The sequence below is a fragment of the Chitinivibrionales bacterium genome (genome assembly GCA_035516255.1).
Taxonomy (GTDB): domain Bacteria; phylum Fibrobacterota; class Chitinivibrionia; order Chitinivibrionales; family FEN-1185; genus FEN-1185.
The window spans coordinates 21,660-40,881 of the sequence record DATJAL010000045.1 but is presented as its reverse complement, the minus strand read 5'-3'; the positions used below and the strand labels follow the sequence as shown (position 1 = coordinate 40,881).

16 protein-coding genes are annotated in these 19,222 nt (G+C 57.1%); 8 read left to right on the top strand and 8 right to left on the bottom strand.

Features of this window, described 5'->3' with window-relative positions:
- Positions 1 to 66: 66 nt before the first annotated feature.
- From atpE to VLX68_12655, 7 genes are all read left to right on the top strand, one after another.
- Positions 67 to 324 (top strand): ATP synthase F0 subunit C, encoded by a 258-nt coding sequence (atpE, locus tag VLX68_12685; GenBank protein ID HUI93096.1) that lies wholly within the window; start codon positions 67 to 69, stop codon positions 322 to 324.
- A gap of 84 nt (positions 325 to 408) precedes the next feature.
- Positions 409 to 906, top strand: coding sequence for a F0F1 ATP synthase subunit B (atpF, locus tag VLX68_12680; GenBank protein HUI93095.1), 498 nt, complete (start codon positions 409 to 411; stop codon positions 904 to 906).
- A gap of 100 nt (positions 907 to 1,006) precedes the next feature.
- Complete coding sequence (gene atpH, locus VLX68_12675; protein HUI93094.1) at positions 1,007 to 1,546, top strand: ATP synthase F1 subunit delta; 540 nt, start codon at positions 1,007 to 1,009, stop codon at positions 1,544 to 1,546.
- 192 nt (positions 1,547 to 1,738) lie between these two features.
- Entirely contained in the window at positions 1,739 to 3,244 is a 1,506-nt protein-coding gene (gene atpA / locus VLX68_12670) for a F0F1 ATP synthase subunit alpha (GenBank protein ID HUI93093.1), read from the top strand.
- Positions 3,245 to 3,306: 62 nt separating this feature from the next.
- The gene (gene atpG, locus VLX68_12665) at positions 3,307 to 4,158 is read left to right on the top strand and encodes an ATP synthase F1 subunit gamma (GenBank protein ID HUI93092.1); all 852 of its coding nucleotides are present in this window, start codon (positions 3,307 to 3,309) and stop codon (positions 4,156 to 4,158) included.
- 40 nt (positions 4,159 to 4,198) lie between these two features.
- Positions 4,199 to 5,635, top strand: a complete 1,437-nt coding sequence (gene atpD / locus VLX68_12660; protein HUI93091.1) for a F0F1 ATP synthase subunit beta — start codon at positions 4,199 to 4,201, stop codon at positions 5,633 to 5,635.
- Positions 5,636 to 5,765: 130 nt separating this feature from the next.
- The gene (locus VLX68_12655; protein HUI93090.1) at positions 5,766 to 6,203 is read left to right on the top strand and encodes a F0F1 ATP synthase subunit epsilon; all 438 of its coding nucleotides are present in this window, start codon (positions 5,766 to 5,768) and stop codon (positions 6,201 to 6,203) included.
- 167 nt (positions 6,204 to 6,370) lie between these two features.
- On the opposite strand, the gene VLX68_12650 is transcribed toward VLX68_12655, so the two are convergent.
- From VLX68_12650 to VLX68_12635, 4 genes are all read right to left on the bottom strand, one after another.
- Positions 6,371 to 8,833, bottom strand: a complete 2,463-nt coding sequence (locus VLX68_12650; protein ID HUI93089.1) for a T9SS type A sorting domain-containing protein — start codon at positions 8,831 to 8,833, stop codon at positions 6,371 to 6,373.
- Positions 8,834 to 9,080: 247 nt separating this feature from the next.
- Positions 9,081 to 10,724 (bottom strand): T9SS type A sorting domain-containing protein, encoded by a 1,644-nt coding sequence (locus tag VLX68_12645; protein HUI93088.1) that lies wholly within the window; start codon positions 10,722 to 10,724, stop codon positions 9,081 to 9,083.
- A gap of 33 nt (positions 10,725 to 10,757) precedes the next feature.
- A complete protein-coding gene (locus VLX68_12640; protein HUI93087.1) occupies positions 10,758 to 11,921 on the bottom strand; it encodes a hypothetical protein in 1,164 nt (387 codons plus the stop codon).
- A 31-nt stretch (positions 11,922 to 11,952) separates the two neighbouring features.
- Positions 11,953 to 12,417 carry a hypothetical protein gene (locus tag VLX68_12635; protein HUI93086.1) on the bottom strand — a complete coding sequence of 155 codons (465 nt, stop codon included), beginning with the start codon at positions 12,415 to 12,417 and terminating at the stop codon, positions 11,953 to 11,955.
- Between the two features lie 143 nt (positions 12,418 to 12,560).
- Here VLX68_12635 and mtgA point away from each other — a divergent pair, with 143 nt between their 5' ends.
- On the top strand, positions 12,561 to 13,466 hold the full coding sequence (gene mtgA, locus VLX68_12630; GenBank protein ID HUI93085.1) for a monofunctional biosynthetic peptidoglycan transglycosylase: 906 nt from the start codon (positions 12,561 to 12,563) through the stop codon (positions 13,464 to 13,466).
- Positions 13,467 to 13,588: 122 nt separating this feature from the next.
- On the opposite strand, the gene VLX68_12625 is transcribed toward mtgA, so the two are convergent.
- From VLX68_12625 to VLX68_12610, 4 genes are all read right to left on the bottom strand, one after another.
- Positions 13,589 to 14,350 (bottom strand): ABC transporter permease, encoded by a 762-nt coding sequence (locus VLX68_12625; protein ID HUI93084.1) that lies wholly within the window; start codon positions 14,348 to 14,350, stop codon positions 13,589 to 13,591.
- 3 nt (positions 14,351 to 14,353) lie between these two features.
- A complete protein-coding gene (locus VLX68_12620) occupies positions 14,354 to 15,346 on the bottom strand; it encodes an ATP-binding cassette domain-containing protein (protein HUI93083.1) in 993 nt (330 codons plus the stop codon).
- A 25-nt stretch (positions 15,347 to 15,371) separates the two neighbouring features.
- The gene (locus VLX68_12615; GenBank protein ID HUI93082.1) at positions 15,372 to 15,779 is read right to left on the bottom strand and encodes a hypothetical protein; all 408 of its coding nucleotides are present in this window, start codon (positions 15,777 to 15,779) and stop codon (positions 15,372 to 15,374) included.
- A gap of 113 nt (positions 15,780 to 15,892) precedes the next feature.
- Positions 15,893 to 18,997, bottom strand: a complete 3,105-nt coding sequence (locus VLX68_12610) for an efflux RND transporter permease subunit (protein HUI93081.1) — start codon at positions 18,995 to 18,997, stop codon at positions 15,893 to 15,895.
- Positions 18,998 to 19,222 lie beyond the last annotated feature (225 nt).

The window sequence follows — 19,222 nt, the reverse complement described above, 5'->3', positions numbered from 1 at the left end:
GTCTCGGCAACTTTATATACTGCAAAGGCCATAGAAACGCTGGCTTATCTTTAACAGGAGGGATTGATGGACGCACTTGACCCCAAAACGCTCATTTCGGCGGCTTCGGCGCTCGGCGCGGGCCTTGCGATCGGACTCGGCGCGATAGGATCGGGAATCGGCATCGGAGTCGCAGCAAGCAAGTACATCGAGTCCAATGCGCGCCAACCTGAATCGCAGGGAAAGAACCTGGTATGGTTCATGGTCGCCTATGCATTGTGCGAAACGCAGACTTTGTTTGCTCTGCTGATTGCCTTTTTGCTGTTCGCCAAAATCGGCAAATAATTGCGTCATCCGCCGTTGTTGCGGGTGCATCTCCGCGGCATCGGCGCGCCGGCGCTGCGATGAAACGTGCAAAGAAAGGACTGTATGGATTTCAGTCTCAAACTTCTGGTGTACCAAATCGTCAATTTCATCATTCTGATCGCCGTTCTCGGTTTCCTTTTCAACCGCTACATCCGTCCCTTCATGAAAAAGCGTTCCGATGACATCAGGAACACTTTTGCTGACATCGAAAAACAGAAAACCGAGGTGGAAGGGCTTAAAAACGAGTGCCGCGACCAGCTTGACCAGATCAAAAAAAGCGCAAAGGCCGAAATCGAGAAGGCCACGGTGGAGGGAAGCCATATCAAGGAGGCCATCAAGGGCGAGGCGCTCAGGGAATCGGAGCAGCTCCTCGAAAAGGCGCGGCGCGAGATTGACCAGGAAAAACAGAAGGCGCTTTCGGAGGTGCGGCGCGAGGTGGCGACGCTTTCCATCCTCGCGACAAAGCAGCTGCTCAAGCGGGAGATCGACGAGGCCACCGACCGCAAGCTGGTGGAATCGTTTATTGATGATTTGGGAAAGACGGAAATAAAGAAGAATTAATGTGGTGTCATTCCCGCGAAAGCGGGAATCCATGTTTTGTTGACTGGACTCCCGCGTATGCGGGAGTGACACAAAAACTTTCAAATCAACCAAAAAAAGTATGTTTAACACTTCGCTCGCTCTCAGATACGCTCGTGGTTTGCACAAAATCTCAATCACACTGGGAAATACCGCCAAGGTGTGCGAGAACTTGAACGACATTTCTCACAGCATCGATGCGAACCCGGACCTCAAGCGCGTGCTGTACCATCCCGAGATCACGGCGGAGGAGAAAAAGAAGGTCATGGCCGCGCTGTTCGCGCCTTCGTGCGAAAACGTCACCATGAAGTTCATGGGGTTCATCATCGACAAGAAAAGGATTTTCCACTGCACCGCCATCGCCCGGTGTTTTTCCGACATGCTCGACCGGGACGAGAACCGGGTGAACGTGAGGACCGAAAGCGTCTCCCGGCCTTCGGGCGAGACCCTCAAGAAAATCAAGGCAAGCCTCACCAAAAGCCTGGAGAAGAACATCGTCATCACCTCGGAGGTCAACCCCTCCCTCATGGGAGGGATGCGTATCATTCTGGGCGACCGGGTGATCGACGGCAGCGTCGCGTTTCAATTGAAACGGCTCAAAGAGACCATAACGTCGTTCTAGTCCGGATAACTCAAAAACTCACCGCAGAGACACGGAGAGCGCAGAGAAGAAAAGACAGAGAGAACAAAATAAATATGCAAAAAGTACCCTCAATCACCCTCAAAAAACTATCATGTGTATTGTTTTCTCTGCGCCTTTGCGGTGGGGTATTCTTGAATTGTCAGGTTAGGCCATAAACAGAGAGAGAGCACCATGAACATCAGACCCGAAGAAATCACCCGGATCATCCAAAAACAGATCGAATCGTACCAGACGAGGCTCGAAATGGTCTCGACCGGCACCGTGATCCAAGTCGGCGACGGCATCGCGCGCATCTACGGACTTGACAAATGCATGTACGCCGAGCTCGTGGAGTTCGACAGCGGCGTGTACGGCATGGCGCTCAACCTCGAGCCCGACAACGTGGGCGTGGTGATCTTCGGCGACGACACGTCCATCAAGGAGGGCGAGACCGTTCGCTGCACGGGCAGGATCATGGAAGTGCCGGTGGGCAGCGAGACCATCGGCCGCATCATCAACCCCATCGGCCAGCCGCTCGACGGCAAGGGGCCGGTAAAGGCGACAAAGTTCCGCCTGCTCGAAGAGCGCGCAAAAGGCGTGGTTGACCGCCAGCCCGTGAAGGAGCCGCTGCTCACCGGCTGGAAGGCCATCGACGCGATGATCCCCATCGGCCGCGGCCAGCGCGAGCTCATCATCGGCGACCGCGGCACGGGCAAGACCGCGGTTGCCATCGACACGATCCTCAACCAGAAGGGCACGGGCGTCATCTGCATCTACGTGGCCATCGGCCAGAAGCAGTCGTCGATCGCGCGCGTGCACAAGGTGCTCGAAGACGCGGGCGCCATGTCGTATTCGGTGATCGTGTCCGCGTCGGCGTCCGATCCCGCCCCCCTGCAGTACATCGCGCCGTATGCGGGCACCGCGCTCGGCGAGGAGATCCGCGACAAGGGCGGCCATGCGCTTGTCATTTACGACGACCTTTCCAAACACGCATACGCATACCGTCAATTGTCCCTGCTGCTGCGCAGGCCGCCGGGTCGCGAGGCGTATCCCGGCGATATCTTCAACCTCCACTCGCGCCTCCTGGAACGGTCGGCGAAGCTTTCCGACAAGCTCGGCGGCGGGTCGCTCACTTCCCTGCCCATCATCGAGACGCAGGCGGGCGACGTGTCGGCGTACATCCCGACCAACGTCATCTCCATCACAGACGGACAGATTTATTTGGAAGGCAGTCTGTTCTACTCCGGCGTGCGGCCGGCCATCAACGTGGGAATTTCGGTGTCGCGCGTGGGCGGCAAGGCCCAGTTCAAGGCAATGCGCCAGGTGGCGGGAAAGCTGCGCCTCGACCTCGCGCAATACCGCGAGCTCGCCGCGTTCGCGCAGTTCGGCTCAGACCTTGACAAATCGGCAAAGGCGCAGATCACGCGCGGCGAGCGCATGGTGGAGATCCTCAAGCAAGACGAGCACGAGCCCATGCCGTTTGAGAACCAGATCCTCATCATCGCCGCCGGATCCTACGGCCTGCTCGACGACATCCCGGTGGCGCAGATGCGCAGCTTCGAAAAAGAGCTGGCAAAATTCGTGGAGCGCGTTCATGTGGGCATTCTCGACAGCATTCGGCAGAAAAAGGAAATTACCGAGGATAATAGAAAGGCGCTGATTGCGGCGGTCGAGACGTTTAAGAAACAGAGGATGTAACGAGGTTTATTCATATCAAAAAACGTCAATAAAATATCAAATTAGAAAATTGAGATTAATCAATGCCCACCCCGAGAGACATAAAGCGCAGGATCGTAAGCGTGAAGAACACGCAGAAGATCACGAGGGCCATGCAGATGGTTGCATCGGTCAAGCTGCGCCGGGCGCGCGACCGCGTTGTGGCGGCCCGCCCCTATTTCGACAAGCTCAGGGACATCGCGGTCCATCTCACCTCGGGCATACCGGCGGGCACCTCGCCGTACGTGCGCATCGAGGAGGGGCACAACATCCGCATCGTGGTGGTGGGGTCGGACAAGGGGCTGTGCGGCGCATTCAACGCCAACGTGGTGAAACAAACCATGAGCACGGTTTTAGATAAGAGTTCAAAAAACATCTCCGTGACTATTGTTGGAAAAAAGCCGATTGAGGCCCTCAAGCGCAGACAGGTGGACATCGCCGACCGGTACGTTGAGATGATGTTCAGTCCCAAATACATCGACGCGGCGGCGGTCGGTGCAAAGCTCCTTGCCGACTTTACAGAAGGGAAGATCGACGAGATCGTCGCGGTGTACAACAAGTTCAAGGCGCCCGCTTCGCAGGAGATCACGGTTGAGACGCTGCTTCCGCTCAAGCCGCAGAAGGAGACCGGCGGAACGGCAAGCTACATTTTCGAGCCTTCCCCGGAAGAGACGTTCGACGTGCTCATGCCGCAGTATGTCAACGGCCAGCTATGGAAAATCTTTCTGGAGTCCAATGCCGCGCAGCAGGCGGCGAGCATGACCACCATGTTCGCGGCAACAAAAAACGCGGGGAAACTCATCAACGCATTAACGCTGTATTACAATAAAGTACGTCAATCAATTATAACCAGAGAGCTCCTGGAAATCGTATCCGGCGCAGAAGCCCTGCGTTGAGGATGATAATGCGACGCCAGGCAGTCAAAAGGACGCAGGTATGAATCAGGAAAAGAAAACCGATGATGCCGGCCTTCCGGTCGGTAAGGTCATTCAGGTGCTGGGGGTCGTGGTCGACGCGGAATTCCCCGCGGGAAAGCTTCCCGCCATTCTTAACGCGGTTAAAATCAGGCAGGAAGCGCAGGGCAATGTCAAGGCGCTTGAAATAACCGCCGAGGTCCAGCAGCTTCTGGGTGACAACAAAATTAGGTGCGTGGCACTTGCCTCCACCGACGGCCTGACCCGCGGCGCCATGGTATTCGACACCGGCGATGTGATTAAAATCCCGGTCGGCAACGGCATGCTCGGAAGGCTTGTGAACGTGCTCGGCGATCCCATCGATGAACTCGGGCCTGTTAAATGCGAAGAACGCTGGGCCATTCACCGCAAGCCGCCGTCCCTAGAGGACCAGAAAACATCGTGGGAAATACTGGAAACCGGCGTCAAGGTCATCGACCTTCTCACTCCCTACCCCAAAGGCGGAAAAATCGGGCTTTTCGGAGGCGCGGGCGTGGGAAAGACCGTGCTCATCATGGAGCTCATTCGGAACATCGCAACCGAGCATGGAGGTTATTCCGTGTTTGCGGGCGTTGGCGAGCGCACGCGCGAGGGAAACGACCTGTGGCTTGATATGAAGCAGTCGGGCGTGATTGACAAAACAGCGCTCGTGTTCGGCCAGATGAACGAGCCGCCTGGCACCCGCCTGCGCATCGGCCTCACCGGCCTCACGGTGGCGGAGTATTTCCGCGACGTGGGAAAGCAGGACGTGCTTCTCTTCATCGACAACATATTCCGCTTTGTCCAGGCAGGCTCCGAGGTGTCGGCGCTGCTCGGCCGCATGCCGTCGGCCGTGGGCTACCAGCCCAACCTCGCCACCGAAATGGCGTCTTTACAGGAGAGAATCACCTCCACCAAGGAGGGCTCCATCACGTCGGTGCAGGCCATTTACGTCCCGGCGGACGACCTCACCGATCCGGCGCCGGCCGCGACGTTCGCGCACCTTGATGCGACGACCGTGCTTTCACGCGCCATCGTGGAGCGCGGCATTTATCCCGCGGTCGACCCGCTCGATTCCACGTCGCGCATCCTTGACCCGAAAATCGTGGGCGAGGAACATTACGCCGTTGCGCGCGAGGTGCAGCGCATCCTGCAGAAATACCGCGAGCTCCAGGACATCATCGCGATCCTCGGCATGGAGGAGCTTTCGGAGGAGGACAAGATCACCGTGTTCCGCGCGCGGAAACTTGAGAAGTTCCTGTCGCAGCCGTTCTTCGTGGCGCAGGAATTTTCCGGCACGCCCGGCAAATACGTGCCGCTCGAAAAGACCGTGCAGAGCTTCAAGGAGATCATCGACGGCAAGCACGACGATCTGCCGGAAGCGGCGTTCAGCATGGTGGGCGCGATCGAGGACGTGATAGAGAAGGCGAAGAGTTTGTAAAGGTCTCGCCTCTCCCCATCACCCCGCCCATTCACGTCGTTCATGGGCACCCCTCTTCCCCTCTCCACTCGTGGGAGAGGGGAAGAGGGGCCGGGGGAGAAAAGGGTGAGGCGCAAACGATAGAAAAAAAATGTCTGACAAAACCTTTCAACTCGACATCGTCACCCCGGAACGGAAGGTCTTTTCCGAAAAGGTGGACTTTGCGGTGTTCCCCGGCTCAGAGGGCGAACTGGGAATCCTGTTCGACCACGCTCCCCTGCTGTCGCGGCTCGATCCGGGAGAAATCCGCATCACCCGCGACAAGAAAACCGAATGCATGGCGATTTCGGGCGGGTTCCTCGAGGTGAGAAAGAACGACGTTTCGGTGATCACCGAAACCGCGGAGCGCTGCAACGAAATCGACATGGGACGGGCGCTCAGGGAGATGGAAAGCGCGGAAATGGAAATGAAAAAGGCGCAGAGCTTCGCGGAAATCAAGGCTGCAAAATACAGGGTGATGAAGGCCGAGGCGAGGATCAAGGTGGCGAAGAAGGCGGCGGGGGCGCAAGCAGTGCAGGAAAAAAAGTAACGAAATCCATTTTATCCCTCTTCATTTTTCAATAATTTAAAACTGACATTTTGAAGGCTACTACAAGGCAGTTTCAGTTGACTTGTCATCCCCGACCTGATCGGGGATCCATTCCCAGATTGGATTCCCGCTTCCGCGGGAATGACGCACAAATTCTCATCAGCCAGTCATTCCATCAAAACAATTTTCTGCGATAGTTCCGCCGTACTGGATTTCATCTTCACAAAATAAATTCCCCCCGATACAACTCCACGTTCACCTCTGCCGTTCCATTTTGTATAGTATGATCCCGCCTGAAAATCTTTATTGACCAATTGTCTGATCAATCTTCCATCAGCGTTATAAATTGAAATATCGACTTGTCCATCAGTAACAATCGAAAAGGAAATTTCCACAATATCCCGTTGCGGCAGTCTGTTGATTTTCAAATTCATCCCATCAAGTCTCACTGGCATTTTTTTCTTGCTCGGCCCTGCTGCACTTGCCGCGATTTTCCCGTACGCATATCCCGACCCGGAGAACCCCACGTACACCGTTCCATACTCATTCATGTCCCCGCTGATGGTCTTTATGTTGTCGATGCTGCCCAGCGGCCAGTCGCCGATCTGCGTCCAGGCGCTAAACAGACTGTCCGAGCGCCAGATACCGTAAACATTATTCACCCATCCGCAAATGTAAATGGTCGTGTAGGCGCTCAAGCCTGCCTCCACGCCGAACCCGAAGCATCGCACTTCAAGAACATTGGGGACGGCCGTCCAGGTCGCGCCGCCGTCCGTGGAGCGCATGAACGGCTCGTTTTCCGGATGTGAAGATCCCGCTCCGCCCTGGGGGCCGCCGGTGAAGAACAGGTGTCCTGCGTGCAGCGGCACCGTCTTGAGCTCTGCGTTGTAGCTTGACCACGGGGTTATTTCGCCGGCATGGACGAGCGTCCACGTGCTTCCGCTGTCAACCGATTTGTAAAGGCCCTTGAGGTAGTTGTACAGGTAAAAGGTGCCGATGATCTTTCGGTCCGCCGCAACGATGTGCCGGTTGAGATAATAGGCGAATCCCCAGCCGGTCTCTCCGGTGGCGGCCGCGCCGGGCGCGTTTACCAGCGACCAGGTTGTTCCGCCGTCTTTTGTGTAATACGGAACCATGTTGTTTTCCGGTACCCATACGATGTTGTCCGGCGAAGCCGCCGCGATGGAGCCGCCGTTCCCGAAATTTGCCGGATGCGAAGGAAAGGCGTGCCAGGTCTGTCCGTGGTCGGTCGAGTAGCTGGATTTTTCCGTGGTTCCCCAGTTGAACAGGCCGGCGATGAACGAGGGCACGTTCGACGCCCAGTCGAGCGCCCATCCGGCGATGATGGCGTTCTGGTTGTCCGGCCCGTGCTTTGACGGATACGAATCGGGGTCGGCCACATAAAACACCGGCCTGTCCCACGAGGCAACCAACGGGCGGCCGGCCGGCGGCGAAACGATCTCGTTGGCCACCAGCTGCTCTATGCCCGCGCTCTGCGAGTTCCACACCACGCCGCTGTCCCAGGTCTGGGTTCTCGAAAGGTTGGTGTACCAGACGCCGATCCCTTCCGAGAAGAAGAGCTTGTTGGTTGCCGAAGGATCGAAGATCATGTTGCCGTTCGACATGTAGCTTTCCGCCGTCCATGCCAGCCACGGGATGTCGGATGCCACCCGGGTTTGCGGATGCGCGGTCGAGCCCCAGATGGTGCCGCCCCAAGTTGCGCCCCTGTCTAGCGACTGGTCGAGGTTCCCGCCGTCGCTTCCAACGACGATGCGCGCCGGGTCTGCAGGATCCACCGCGATGCTGTGCCATCCGCCGGACGCGTTGATATTGGTCCACGCGCCGGACGCGTATTTCCAGGCGGCGGTGCCGTCCGCAGCATAGTAGATGCCGTCGCCTGCGACAATCGCGTTGTTCACCGTCGTGGGGCCGCCTGTTGCTTTTGTAAACGAGCCGCCCGCGTCTGTTGAACGGTATACGCCGTTGCCCCAGCTGCAGAGGTAAATCATGTTGGTTTTTCCGCCCGTGGTTCCAGAACCGGCGTCAAACGCAATGCCGGTGATGCCGCCCGCGCCGCCGGTTGGGACCGTGCTCACCTGCGCCCAGCTTGACCCGCCGTTTGCAGTCACCCAGACGCCGTTGAGCGTGGTCCCGACATAGACCACATCGGGATTTGCCGGATCGACTGCCATTTTCTGTCCGTTGATGCGGTAGTTGTCGTTCGCGTCGCAGCCGGTGACAGGCGCGAAAGCCGTTTTGGCCCAGGCCGTTCCCCTGTTGTCGGAACGATACACGTTTCCGTTGTACATCATGTAAAAGCGATTTGTATTGTTCGGCGCGATGCGAATTTCGTAAACGCCTGCCGCGTTGTCAACGGCAACATCGGCCGCGGGCATGCTGGTCGCCGTGACAAGCTGCTGCCACTGCGTAGCGGTCCACAGATACGCCCCATAGGTGTCGGCGCGCACCACCTTGGTGCCGTCGGGCGCTATGTCCATGCCCACGAGCCATCCTCCGGCGCCGATGCGCAGGGGATGCCAGTCATATCCAAAGGCGGCAAGGATTGTTGATGCGGTTAAAAGGAAAATGATCAACGATTGGATGATAAAATTCTGCGTTGATTTTTTCATGCTATCCTCTCAGTAATTGCATGGGAAATCGCCGTGATTCTTCAGATGAGAATATACGGTTTATTGATTTATTTGTCAACTGACCTCACCCCGGCCTTCGGCAGCCACGCCCCGAATCGGAGAGGGATATTCCAAATGAGGACTTCCTTCTCCCCTTCTCCGATCCGGAGAAGGGGCCGGGGGTTGAGGTCAACACGAGCAACGAGCAGATATTTTTAAACAATAGCAATAATTAATTCATCATTTCTTATCTGACAATTTGAATTTTTCGCGCTGCAGAAATCCCTTCGGTTTCCATCCGGCAAAAGTAAACACCGTTTTTACCGTGTTCGGAAAGAAAAACCGCATGATATCCCGCGTCCTGATTTCCGTCCGCCAGCGTTTTTACAAGCCGTCCCCGCATGTCATAGAGAAAAAAGGTTACCCCTTGACTCGAACCGGTATAATATCTGATCACTGCATTTGTTGCGGAAGCATCTACGGTGAAGTCCGCATTGTCAACATGCTTTTCCCCGCGGGTCAATGGCGCGGCGGCCGCTTGATTCGGAATCTCAATGATGACCGGATGGTCGCTCAGGGAAAGCTGCACGCTGTTCGCATTGGACAGATTTTGAGCCGGCGCAGCGCCGGCCACGGGATCGTATACCTTTACCGTTGCGAAAACAGCGTTCAGGTTCACCGTGACCGCCTCGGTCCCGCTCGCCTTTTCGCTCCACACCGCAAGTTCCAACGTGCCGTCATGCTTCTGCATCAGGAGGTCATGCACGGTCGCGGGCTGGGACGGGATGGAATAATCAAGCCGCCCCGGCGTTGCAATCGTCCCCGTGTCGGCGAGAATGGCGGTAAAATTGTGCAGATACGTGCCCGACGGTTTCGGGGTATAGTCGGTATGGAAAAGGCCCCAGTAACCTTGATTCGGATCATCTCTCAACATGTAAATGAAGGTATATTTCCAGTTCCGTTTGAACTGCGAAAGATAGAGATTGAGAAAAAGCCTTCCCTGCTGGTCCTCGGTGATGTTTTTTCCGGTGCCGCCTGTTGTCCAGCCGGTTTCGGTGGTCACTCTCGGCAGGGTGAGTAATTGCTGGTTGGTGTAACCGTTGAAACCCGCTCCCCACCACGTGTGTCCATATTCAACATACAGCCCGTCCCATGGCCCGTTGAGCGTCGGGTCTGCCGCGTTCCATGCCTGATTGTCACCGAGGTCCGCGTTCTGCGTTCCGCAAACATAGTTATGGGTGTTGGCAAAATCGGCGAACACCGTTCCGTCGGGCATGAGCGTGCCCGCGCCGGCCGGGATGGTAAGGAATTGCAGGCCGCAGTTGTCAGGCTCGCTCCCGCCCGCCTCGCTCGAATGAAACACCGGAATGCCGCTGAGCGCCGGCTCGGCCTTGACAGCCGCATACAGGTCCCTCTGGAACTTGGCAATCGGCAGCGACGTGGTGTCCGACGATGTCTGGCCCTGATACGTGACCGGCCAGTTGTTCGGCTCGTTGGGGCCCTCCACCGCAAGGAGCGCGCCGGCGGCGCGGAGCTGCTTTGCCATGGTCACGGTGCTGGTGATATTCTGATCTGTCAACAAGCAGGTGCGGACGCCCGACTGGTCGTACACCGTTATCCAGTCCTGAATGTGGCTGCTCCTGCCGTCGTCGCGAAGGTTGCGGATGCCGGCATAGGTCATGGCGGTCGCGCTCTGGGCCGCGTTGTCAACGCCCTGGCCGATGTGGGTACAGACGCCGATGGAGTTGAGGAAGTCGGTGACGGGGACGGCGGTGGTTTGGGCGCGTATGGTAAATGTAAATGAAGAAACTATCAGTAAAAAAACAGAATGGATGAAGATTGGCTGATGCGGAAAAGGATGACTTCCTGATTTATAATCGAGGTTCTGCATTCTCTCCTCACAATGGCCTTTTACTATTGTTGATTATTTTCCTCCGACAAGCCGTTTTTCAACCAATCCCCCGTCCACTGCATTTATACCTGCAAAATATATCCCAAACGGTATTTCCGATAAATCAACAGTGGTGCGACCATTCCTGGCCACCTCACCTTCGGCAATTCTCCTTCCTGTCAATGTAACTATGTGGTAACGTCCGGCAATGGCGTTCCTAATCTCAAGGATGTCTTTCCCATTCCTCCGGAATACCGTTATAGTAATTTTCCTGTCATTCGCTGTCCCGTATTTCCCTTCCGGAACCATCACGCCGGCCTGCAAACACCCGATCGGCTTCGTCGACACCACGATGTTGTCGAAATACCGCTCCTGCTGCACCGGCGATCCCGCGTTCCAGTAGTTCTCGAAGAACACCGCGTTGATTGCGTAATCGGAATAGGTGCCGACGAAATTGAGGCCTTCCCGCCGCGCCTCGAGGTTGCCGTCGATCCAGAACTCCTGGACGCCGTTTGCGACCCCGGGGTCGTTGAGCTTCACGTGCGCCTCGATGCAGAACCATTTGCCGCTGTTGCTGGTGGCGAACAGCGGCGTAATGCCGCTCTTGTTGCCCAGCCAGGTAAGGTGGTTGAAATCGTTGTAGGTGGTGCATTGCACGACGCCCGCGGCGTTCACGCAGCTCGCGGGGTCGATGAGCAGGTGCGCGCTGTCGTCGCTCCACAGATGGGCGATCATGGCCTGGCGCCAGTCGTTCGCGGAAGTAAAGCACGTGGCGCGCGAAAGCTTGGCCGGGCTCCCCTGCCAGCCGGTCTGCATCTTGAGGTACATGCGGTAATAAATTTCCCTGAAATCCTGGGTAGGCCGTATGTTCTGTTTATTCATGTAGGCGTTCGGGTTCCTGCCGAACGAAAGCTTGATGCTCCCCGCGCCCACCTCGCCCGCCTGCCACCGCACCTGCATGCCGCGCGAGCCGTTGACGCCGAGGCCCGGTTTCGGGACAAAGTCACCGGCATTGCTGTCGTATTCAAAATACCTTCCCGGTTTCACCAGGGAGCCGGTGTCCTCGAAATCGTCGCAGAAGATCCAGTCGCTGTGATTGGCCTGCCAGTTCTGGCACTCGTTCTGCGCCATGGCGGAATTAAAAATGCAGAATACGGCGCAGCATGCGATATACCAGTAACGCTGGAATTCTTTCATAACACACCGCGTGGAGAGAATTCGGAAACCGTTATGCGGAAAACTTTTTTACCGATTTGCTTTTTCCCGGGCACAAATAGCAATTCTTGTTGGCGCAGTCCGGGCACACGAGAAAAATGATTTCGAGCGCGGCAACGATGATGAGCAGCCAGAACAGTATGAGCGACGGAATGTTGTACACGAGCCACAGGTGTGGTATCATCAGAATCGCGCCGATGGAGATGAGCGTGGAAAGAATGTCAATAAAAGTGTACGGGCCTTCCTTCCGTTTGGGCATGATTTTCGTGAGCGATCCCAAAAACCCGTGGCTGCAGTCTTTTTCCCTGCACGGGCATTTTGCGCAATACGAAAAAACAATGTTCAGAAAACATATTGCGCAGATGCCGAGATAGATGAGCGCGAAAAGGGGCGACTTCAGCACCACGGCACCCAATGCAACGGCAATGGCCATGAAAATGAGAAAAAGGCTTATCATGCCGTGAGTATTGGTCTGCATTATCCTTGTCCCCTTTCAAAAGCAATCGATTCGGAACAACTAATTTCTCTCCGGCACCACAGCAAAGTACTATTTTTAGGTGCTTTTTCCATCACGCGCCGGATATGCGGGTTCTTTCCCGTCTTAAGAAACATTATACCATCATGGTAAAATATTTATCAAAGATTTTATATTTTTTTTGGCGCATCATCAAAGCACTTCTTCTCACCTACGCCGTGGTGTTTTCCCTTGCCGGCACCGTCCTCATCGTTTACGGGTATTTCCTGGTCTCGAAGCCGTTCCGCGACGTGAAATTTCTCGTTGACCACAACCCGTCGCAGACCGAATACATGAAGCGGTACCGCGCCGCGCTCCGGGCCCAGAAGAAACCCGACACGCTGCTGCAGCGTTTCGTGCCGCTCGATTCCATTTCGCGGTCGTTGCAGAACGCGGTGGTCGCGGCCGAGGACGACGGTTTTTACACGCACCCGGGGTTCGACATCGAGGCGATTCTGGAGGCGTTCGAATACAACAAGGACAAGAACCGCATTGCCCGCGGCGCGAGCACCATCACCCAGCAGCTCGCGAAAAACCTTTTCTGCGACCACGAAAAAAATTTCGTGCGCAAGGCGAAGGAGATGGGCTACACCCTTCTTCTGGAGAAATACCTTGACAAAAACAGAATACTGGAACTATACCTGAACTATGCCGAGTGGGGCGACAATATTTTCGGGTGCGAGGCGGCCTCGCAGGCATATTTTAAAAAGCCGTGCTCGCGCCTCACCTTGAACGAGGCTTCCCGTCTCGCCGCGGTCCTTGCGATGCCGAGCAGGGTCTCCCCGCTCAACGACAAGAGCGCGTTCATCCAGAAGCGGGTCGTGGTGATGGCAAACAACCTTTACCGCAGGCACATGCTCGATGATTCGGGATACACCCAGCTTTCCGGCCTTCCCCCGCCCCGGGATTCCACGGCCGACAGCACGCTAAAGGATACAACGCGCAAGGTGATTCCTGTCGGCTATCCGGAAAACAAAAAGGGGATTAAAAAAGAAAAGAAAAAGAAGCGTTAAAAAAAGTTCCGCGTTCCAAGTTGCAGGCTAACGGAACAACATTCACCTCCGTAAAATCTTCACTTTGAACCGTATTTTCTTGTCTCAGCTCTTAACCCGTCAACGCTTTCCGCTATAACTTCTCACACCGCTTCGCTCGTCTCGAAGAACCACGCGCCGACAAGCACCAGCATCAAAGCGCACGCCGCGCACACCGAGAAGCTCAGCACGAGGGGGATCGCGGAAGAGCCGAGCAAGGCTGCGCGCAGGCCCTCCACACCGTAGGTGAGCGGATCGATATAGGAGAATGTCCGCACCCACGCGGGCAGATTTCCGATGGGCGCAAAGGCGCCGGAAAGAAACAGAAACGGCAGGATGAGAAAATTCATGATCAGCCCGAACCCCTGCTCGTCCTTCATGCGCGAGGCGAACACCAGGCCGATGCCCGTAAAAATAACCGAGATGAAGATCATGAACACCAGCGCAAGGAGAAAACCGGGCAGGGACGGAAGCGCAAAACCGAGAAACGTCGCCATGAGCGCGATGACCGAGGCCTGGATCACGCCGGTCGTGCTGCCGCTGGTGATGCGGCCGACAACAATGGCGACCCGCGGCACCGGCGCCACCATGATTTCCTTGAGAAACCCGTACTGGCGGTCCCACAAGACCGACATGCCGGAAAACACGCCGCCGAACAGGATGGTCATCCCCACCATGCCCGGCACAAGGAACGAAAGGTAGTTCGGCGAATTCATGCCGGGAATCGGCATTCGGCCGAAGCCCGCGCCGAGCGCCACGAGCGTGAGCAGCGGAAGCGTGACGCTGCCCACGATGCGCGACGGCGACCGCATGAAGCGTTTCATGTCCCTGAGCCACAGAATATAAATGACGAGAAGAATCCGCATGCCCTACCTGCGCCTTCGGTGTCCGCGCCTGGACGGTTTTCCCTCTGTTGCGTCATTGCCGCCTTCGCGGATCGTCTTGCCCGTAAAATGGATGAACACATCGTCCAGGCTCGGCTTTCTGATGTTCACACACGATAGCGCCACGCCGTGATCCGCCGCGGCCTGGACCACGGGCGCCACGTGCAGTTCGGCCTTTTCGAGGCTGAGCCGCACGCATCCATCGTTCGCCGCAACGCTCTTTACCCAGCCGGCCGAGCGCATGGCATTGACAAATGATGATGTGTCGCCCGCAATGCCGAGCTCGATCACGTCCCCGCCCAAAACGTCCTTGAGCGCCGACGGCGTGTCGAGCGCCACGATCCTGCCGCGGTCGAGGATAAGGATCCGGTGAGAGAGAGCATCGGCCTCCTCCATGTAATGGGTGGTGAGGATCATGGTGATGCCGGTTTCGGCATTGAGTTTCTTGACGTAGGTCCATATGTGGCGCCGGGTCTGTGCATCGAGCCCTATGGTAGGCTCGTCGAGGAACAGGACCTTGGGCCGGTGCATGAGGCCGCGTGCGATTTCGAGCCTGCGCTTCATGCCGCCGGAATATGTTTCCACGCGGGCGGCCGCCTTGTCTTCGAGCTCCACGAGGGCGAGTACTTCAGCGATCCTGCCGTTGCGCTCCCGCGCCGGCATGCCGTACATGTGCGCGTGGAACTCCAGGTTCTCCCGGCCGGTGAGCCTGCTGTCGAGGGCCGGGTCCTGGAACACCACACCGATGGACCGCCGGACCTCGTTGCGCTTCTTGACAATATCGTAACCCATGATCCGGGCGCCGCCCGATGACGGGGCGATCAGCGTCGAAAGCATGTTGATGGTGGTGGTCTTGCCCGCGCCGTTGGGTCCGAGAAACCCGAACACTTCCCCTTCATTCACCGTAAAGGAAATGCCGTCCACCGCAAGGAATTTTTTGAAACGTTTGGCGAGATTTTCTGTTTGTACGGCGATCATAGACGGATCAACGAATCATTTCCGTTTAAGTTTTGACCAAAAAGGCCGCAGCGGCCGCAATCGCACCGATGACACCGGACAAAAGCAGAATGAGCGACGCCTTGCGCCGGTCCTTCTTTCGGAATTCGGCCTGAAGAACAGTATCTGTTTTCCCCACTTCGGGTCCAAAATTGAAAACACCCCGCATGCCGAAATTGGCGCAGAAATGAAAAGCGGACTGGAGATATCCCGACGCAGCGAGGCTTGCGGGAAAAAAAACGAGCAGCCGCCATGCCTGCGGCGCTTTGACGAACGCAAGCGCTGCCCACAAACCGATGCCAACGCCGATCCCTATCCAGCCAGACTTTCTCCGCAAACGTCTTTCCGCAGGTCCGATGTTGCACACGCCGGGAACATATTCAGATTTAAATCCGTTTGTTTTTGTGCTGTCCATAGTACCTCCCTTTGGGACTCCCTGACCAACCAAGGAAGGTATATTGCAAAATCCTTGCCACACCGAAGAGTTCCCCCACCCATTTACTCGTCAACTTTTCAACGCATCAACTCTTACCCGATCACCCTTTTAACACCCCTCTTTACCCATGCGCCGATCTGGTCGAGCACGTTGTAAACCAGCGGCACAACGAAAAGCGTGAGGAACGTCGCGCTGATGAGGCCGCCGATCACCGAAAGTGCCATGGGACTCGTGGCCGCGCCCTCGGTGCCGCCGAAAAATCCCATGGGGATCATGGCGATGATGGTGGCGCCAGCGGTGATGATCACGGGCCGCAGGCGGGTCTTGCATCCCTCGAGAATGGCGTCGCGTATGGCCATGCCGGCGTGACGGCACTGGTTGATGTAGTCCACCATGACGATGCCGTTGCTCACCACGATGCCGGTGAGGATGATGACGCCGAGGAACGAAACCATCGAAAGCGTCTTGCCGAGCAGGAGCAGGATCCATACCACGCCGATGCCGGCGAGCGGGATGGTGAACATGATGGTGAACGGGTGCACCAGGCTCTCGAACTGCGAGGCCATCACCATGTAAATGAGAAGGATCGCAAGCACGAGCGCCAGGGCCAGCTGCTGGAAGCTTTCCTGCATGTTCTCGTAATCGCCCTTGTACGAAATGGAATATCCCGCGGGGAGCGACTTCTCGATGGGCGCGAGCTGGGTCTTGACATCCGCGACAATGGCGCCGAGCGGCCTGTCCGTGATGTTGCCGTCAACGATGCCCACGCGGAACTTGTTGTCTCGCTTGATCACCACGGGCCCCTCGGCCGGAAGCACCGTGGCCACCTGGGAAAGCGGAATGGTGACGCCCGCCGGCGTCTTGAGCGGCAGTTGCTGGAGATAGTCGAGCTTGTCCCTGAATCTCTTGTCGAGAATGACCCGCACGTCGATCTCCTCGTCGCCGGTGCGCAGCTGTGTGGCCACGCTGCCGAGGTTTGCCGCCTGGAGCGCCGTCTGGACCTGCAGGGGCATCAGGCCGTACATGAGCGCCTTCTGCCGGTCGATGACGAAATGGTATTCCGGCCTTGCCTTTGAGAACGACGATTCCACGTCCTTGACACCCGGGATTGCTTTCACCACGTTCAATACGTTCTGCGAGATGTCGCGCAGGGTTGCCAGGTTGTTGCCGTACACGTGGATCGTGAGCGGCTTGGTGCTTCCCATGGTGAACCCGGACATGGCCATGAGCGTGATTTTCGCGTTCTTGAGCTCGGGAAGGCGCTTGCGGAAATCGTCCTGTATCTGCTGCTGCGTCTTGTCACGCTGGTCGGGATTGAGCAGCCGCACAAACACCTGCGCGCCGTTCGGGCCGGTCACGCCCTCGCCGTGGCTCGAGTTCTCGTCGTCGGCGCCCACCATCTCGCCCACGAACCCGACCTCGGGATAAGACTGCAGAAGCTTCTGGAGCTGCGCCGTGAGCGAGGCGGTCTCTTCGAGCGGAGTGCCCTGCGGCATTTCCACGTTGAGCACCATCATGCCGTTGTCGGAGTCGGGCATGAATTCCTTGCCCAGGAACTTGGCCCCGGCGCCGAGGCTTACCACGAGGACCGCGGCCACGATGCCGGCGGTGATCCACGGATGGTCGAGCACCCACGAGAGCCAGGAGCCGTAGCCCGTCTTGACATTTTCGAACCAGGCCGCGCGGTCTGTTTTCGGCTTTCGGAAAAACACGGATGAAAGCATGGGAACGATGGTGAACGCCACGAACAGGCTCGCGAGCAGCGCGAACATGATGGTGAGGCACAGGCCGCGCGTGAGCTGGCCGGCGAGGCCGGTGGAAAACAGCAGCGGCAGAAACACGATGATCGTGGTGAACGTCGAGGCCGCGATTGCCATGCTGACCTCGCTTGCGCCCCTGCGCGCGGCGGTCACCGGCGGCTCGCCCCTCATGAGGTGGCGGTAGATATTTTCAATGACCACCACGGCGTCATCGACGAGCCGCCCGATGCCGAGCGCGAACCCGCCGAGCGTCATGAGGTTGAGCGTGAAGCCGCCCGCGTACAGCGCGATGAACGTGGTGATGATGGAAAGCGGTATTGCCACCGCGATGATGAGCGTGGGCCTGATGTTGCCGAGAAAGATGAACAGCAGCAGCACCGCGAGCAGGGCGCCGATGATCCCCTCGCGGATGGTCCTGCCCGTCACGCGCTTCACCGGATCGCCCTGGTCCAAAATGGTATGGAACACCAGCATGGGATGCGCCTTCTTGATCGCCTCGATCTCCTTGTTCACCCGCTGCGAAACCTTGAGCGTGTTGGCGCCGCTCTGCTTGGAAATGATGAGGAACACGGTGGGCATGCCGTTCATGCGCGAAAGACTCCGCTTTTCCTTGTACGTGTCATTGACTTCCGCGACTTCATAGAGCCGCACGGGCGTGCCGTCGGCCGCGGCACCGATGATGGCGTTCTTGATGTCGTCCACGTTGGCGAACTCGCCCATGGCGCGCACGAGGTAATCGGTGCCGCCGTTAACCATGTAGCCCGCCGGCGTGTTCATGTTCTGCATGCGAAGGGCGTTCACCACGCCGTCAACGCCGATGCCCTTGCCCTTGAGGCGCGTGGGGTCGAGGGCTATCTGTATCTCGCGGTCGTTGCCGCCGTATACAAGAACCTGGGCCACGCCGTCGAGCCGCTGGATGCGCTGCTGCACGTTATCCTCGAGGTATTTCTTGAGCTTGTACGGGTTATCGATGCCTGCCACGCCGGAGAACATGATCGGGATCTGGGACATGTTGAACTTGAGCACCATGGGCTCGCTCACGCCGTCCGGGAGAAAGTCCTTGATCCTGCTGATGAAGTCCTTGATGTCCTGGCTTGCCGCGTCAAGATTGGTGCCCCACTCGAACTCGACGGAGATGGAAGAATACCCCTCCGACGAGGTGGAGGACACCTTCTTCACGCCGTTGACGCCCGCGATAACGCCCTCGAGCGGCACGGTCACGAGCCGCTCCACCTCTTCCGGCGCCACGCCGGTGTACGAGGTCGCCACGGTGATGACCGGGTACGAGATGTCGGGGAACATGTCGAGCGGCAGCCGCGTGAACGCAAGGAACCCGAACACCATGACGATGAGGATGAGCATGGTGATGGTTACGCGCTTGCTGACGGAGAATTCGACTAAAGGGTTGATTCTTTTCTGGGTTTGTTCTTCAGCCATAGTTTCTTCCTAATTGAGTGGGTCAAAGTAAACAAGGTCATGGACAGAATATTTCTTCGTGAACCCATCCATTATGCCGTTTCGATGTTGATAAACTCTTTTGATAAGATCATTCGTAACACCTGCGTAAAGAGTTCCGTTTCGTTTGCTCGCTAAGAAATATCTATACTATTGTTTAGAAGACATTTTTCCATGTTCGTTCACTGGATTCCCGCCTTCGCGGGA

What these genes read in the sequence shown, in the direction of transcription:
- atpE (HUI93096.1), top strand. Translation starts at nt 67, where the DNA reads ATGGACGCACTTGACCCCAAAACGCTCATTTCGGCGGCTTCGGCGCTC.
- atpF (HUI93095.1), top strand. Translation starts at nt 409, where the DNA reads ATGGATTTCAGTCTCAAACTTCTGGTGTACCAAATCGTCAATTTCATC.
- atpH (HUI93094.1), top strand. Translation starts at nt 1,007, where the DNA reads ATGTTTAACACTTCGCTCGCTCTCAGATACGCTCGTGGTTTGCACAAA.
- atpA (HUI93093.1), top strand. Translation starts at nt 1,739, where the DNA reads ATGAACATCAGACCCGAAGAAATCACCCGGATCATCCAAAAACAGATC.
- atpG (HUI93092.1), top strand. Translation starts at nt 3,307, where the DNA reads ATGCCCACCCCGAGAGACATAAAGCGCAGGATCGTAAGCGTGAAGAAC.
- atpD (HUI93091.1), top strand. Translation starts at nt 4,199, where the DNA reads ATGAATCAGGAAAAGAAAACCGATGATGCCGGCCTTCCGGTCGGTAAG.
- VLX68_12655 (HUI93090.1), top strand. Translation starts at nt 5,766, where the DNA reads ATGTCTGACAAAACCTTTCAACTCGACATCGTCACCCCGGAACGGAAG.
- VLX68_12650 (HUI93089.1), bottom strand. Translation starts at nt 8,833, where the DNA reads ATGAAAAAATCAACGCAGAATTTTATCATCCAATCGTTGATCATTTTC.
- VLX68_12645 (HUI93088.1), bottom strand. Translation starts at nt 10,724, where the DNA reads ATGCAGAACCTCGATTATAAATCAGGAAGTCATCCTTTTCCGCATCAG.
- VLX68_12640 (HUI93087.1), bottom strand. Translation starts at nt 11,921, where the DNA reads ATGAAAGAATTCCAGCGTTACTGGTATATCGCATGCTGCGCCGTATTC.
- VLX68_12635 (HUI93086.1), bottom strand. Translation starts at nt 12,417, where the DNA reads ATGCAGACCAATACTCACGGCATGATAAGCCTTTTTCTCATTTTCATG.
- mtgA (HUI93085.1), top strand. Translation starts at nt 12,561, where the DNA reads ATGGTAAAATATTTATCAAAGATTTTATATTTTTTTTGGCGCATCATC.
- VLX68_12625 (HUI93084.1), bottom strand. Translation starts at nt 14,350, where the DNA reads ATGCGGATTCTTCTCGTCATTTATATTCTGTGGCTCAGGGACATGAAA.
- VLX68_12620 (HUI93083.1), bottom strand. Translation starts at nt 15,346, where the DNA reads ATGATCGCCGTACAAACAGAAAATCTCGCCAAACGTTTCAAAAAATTC.
- VLX68_12615 (HUI93082.1), bottom strand. Translation starts at nt 15,779, where the DNA reads ATGGACAGCACAAAAACAAACGGATTTAAATCTGAATATGTTCCCGGC.
- VLX68_12610 (HUI93081.1), bottom strand. Translation starts at nt 18,997, where the DNA reads ATGGCTGAAGAACAAACCCAGAAAAGAATCAACCCTTTAGTCGAATTC.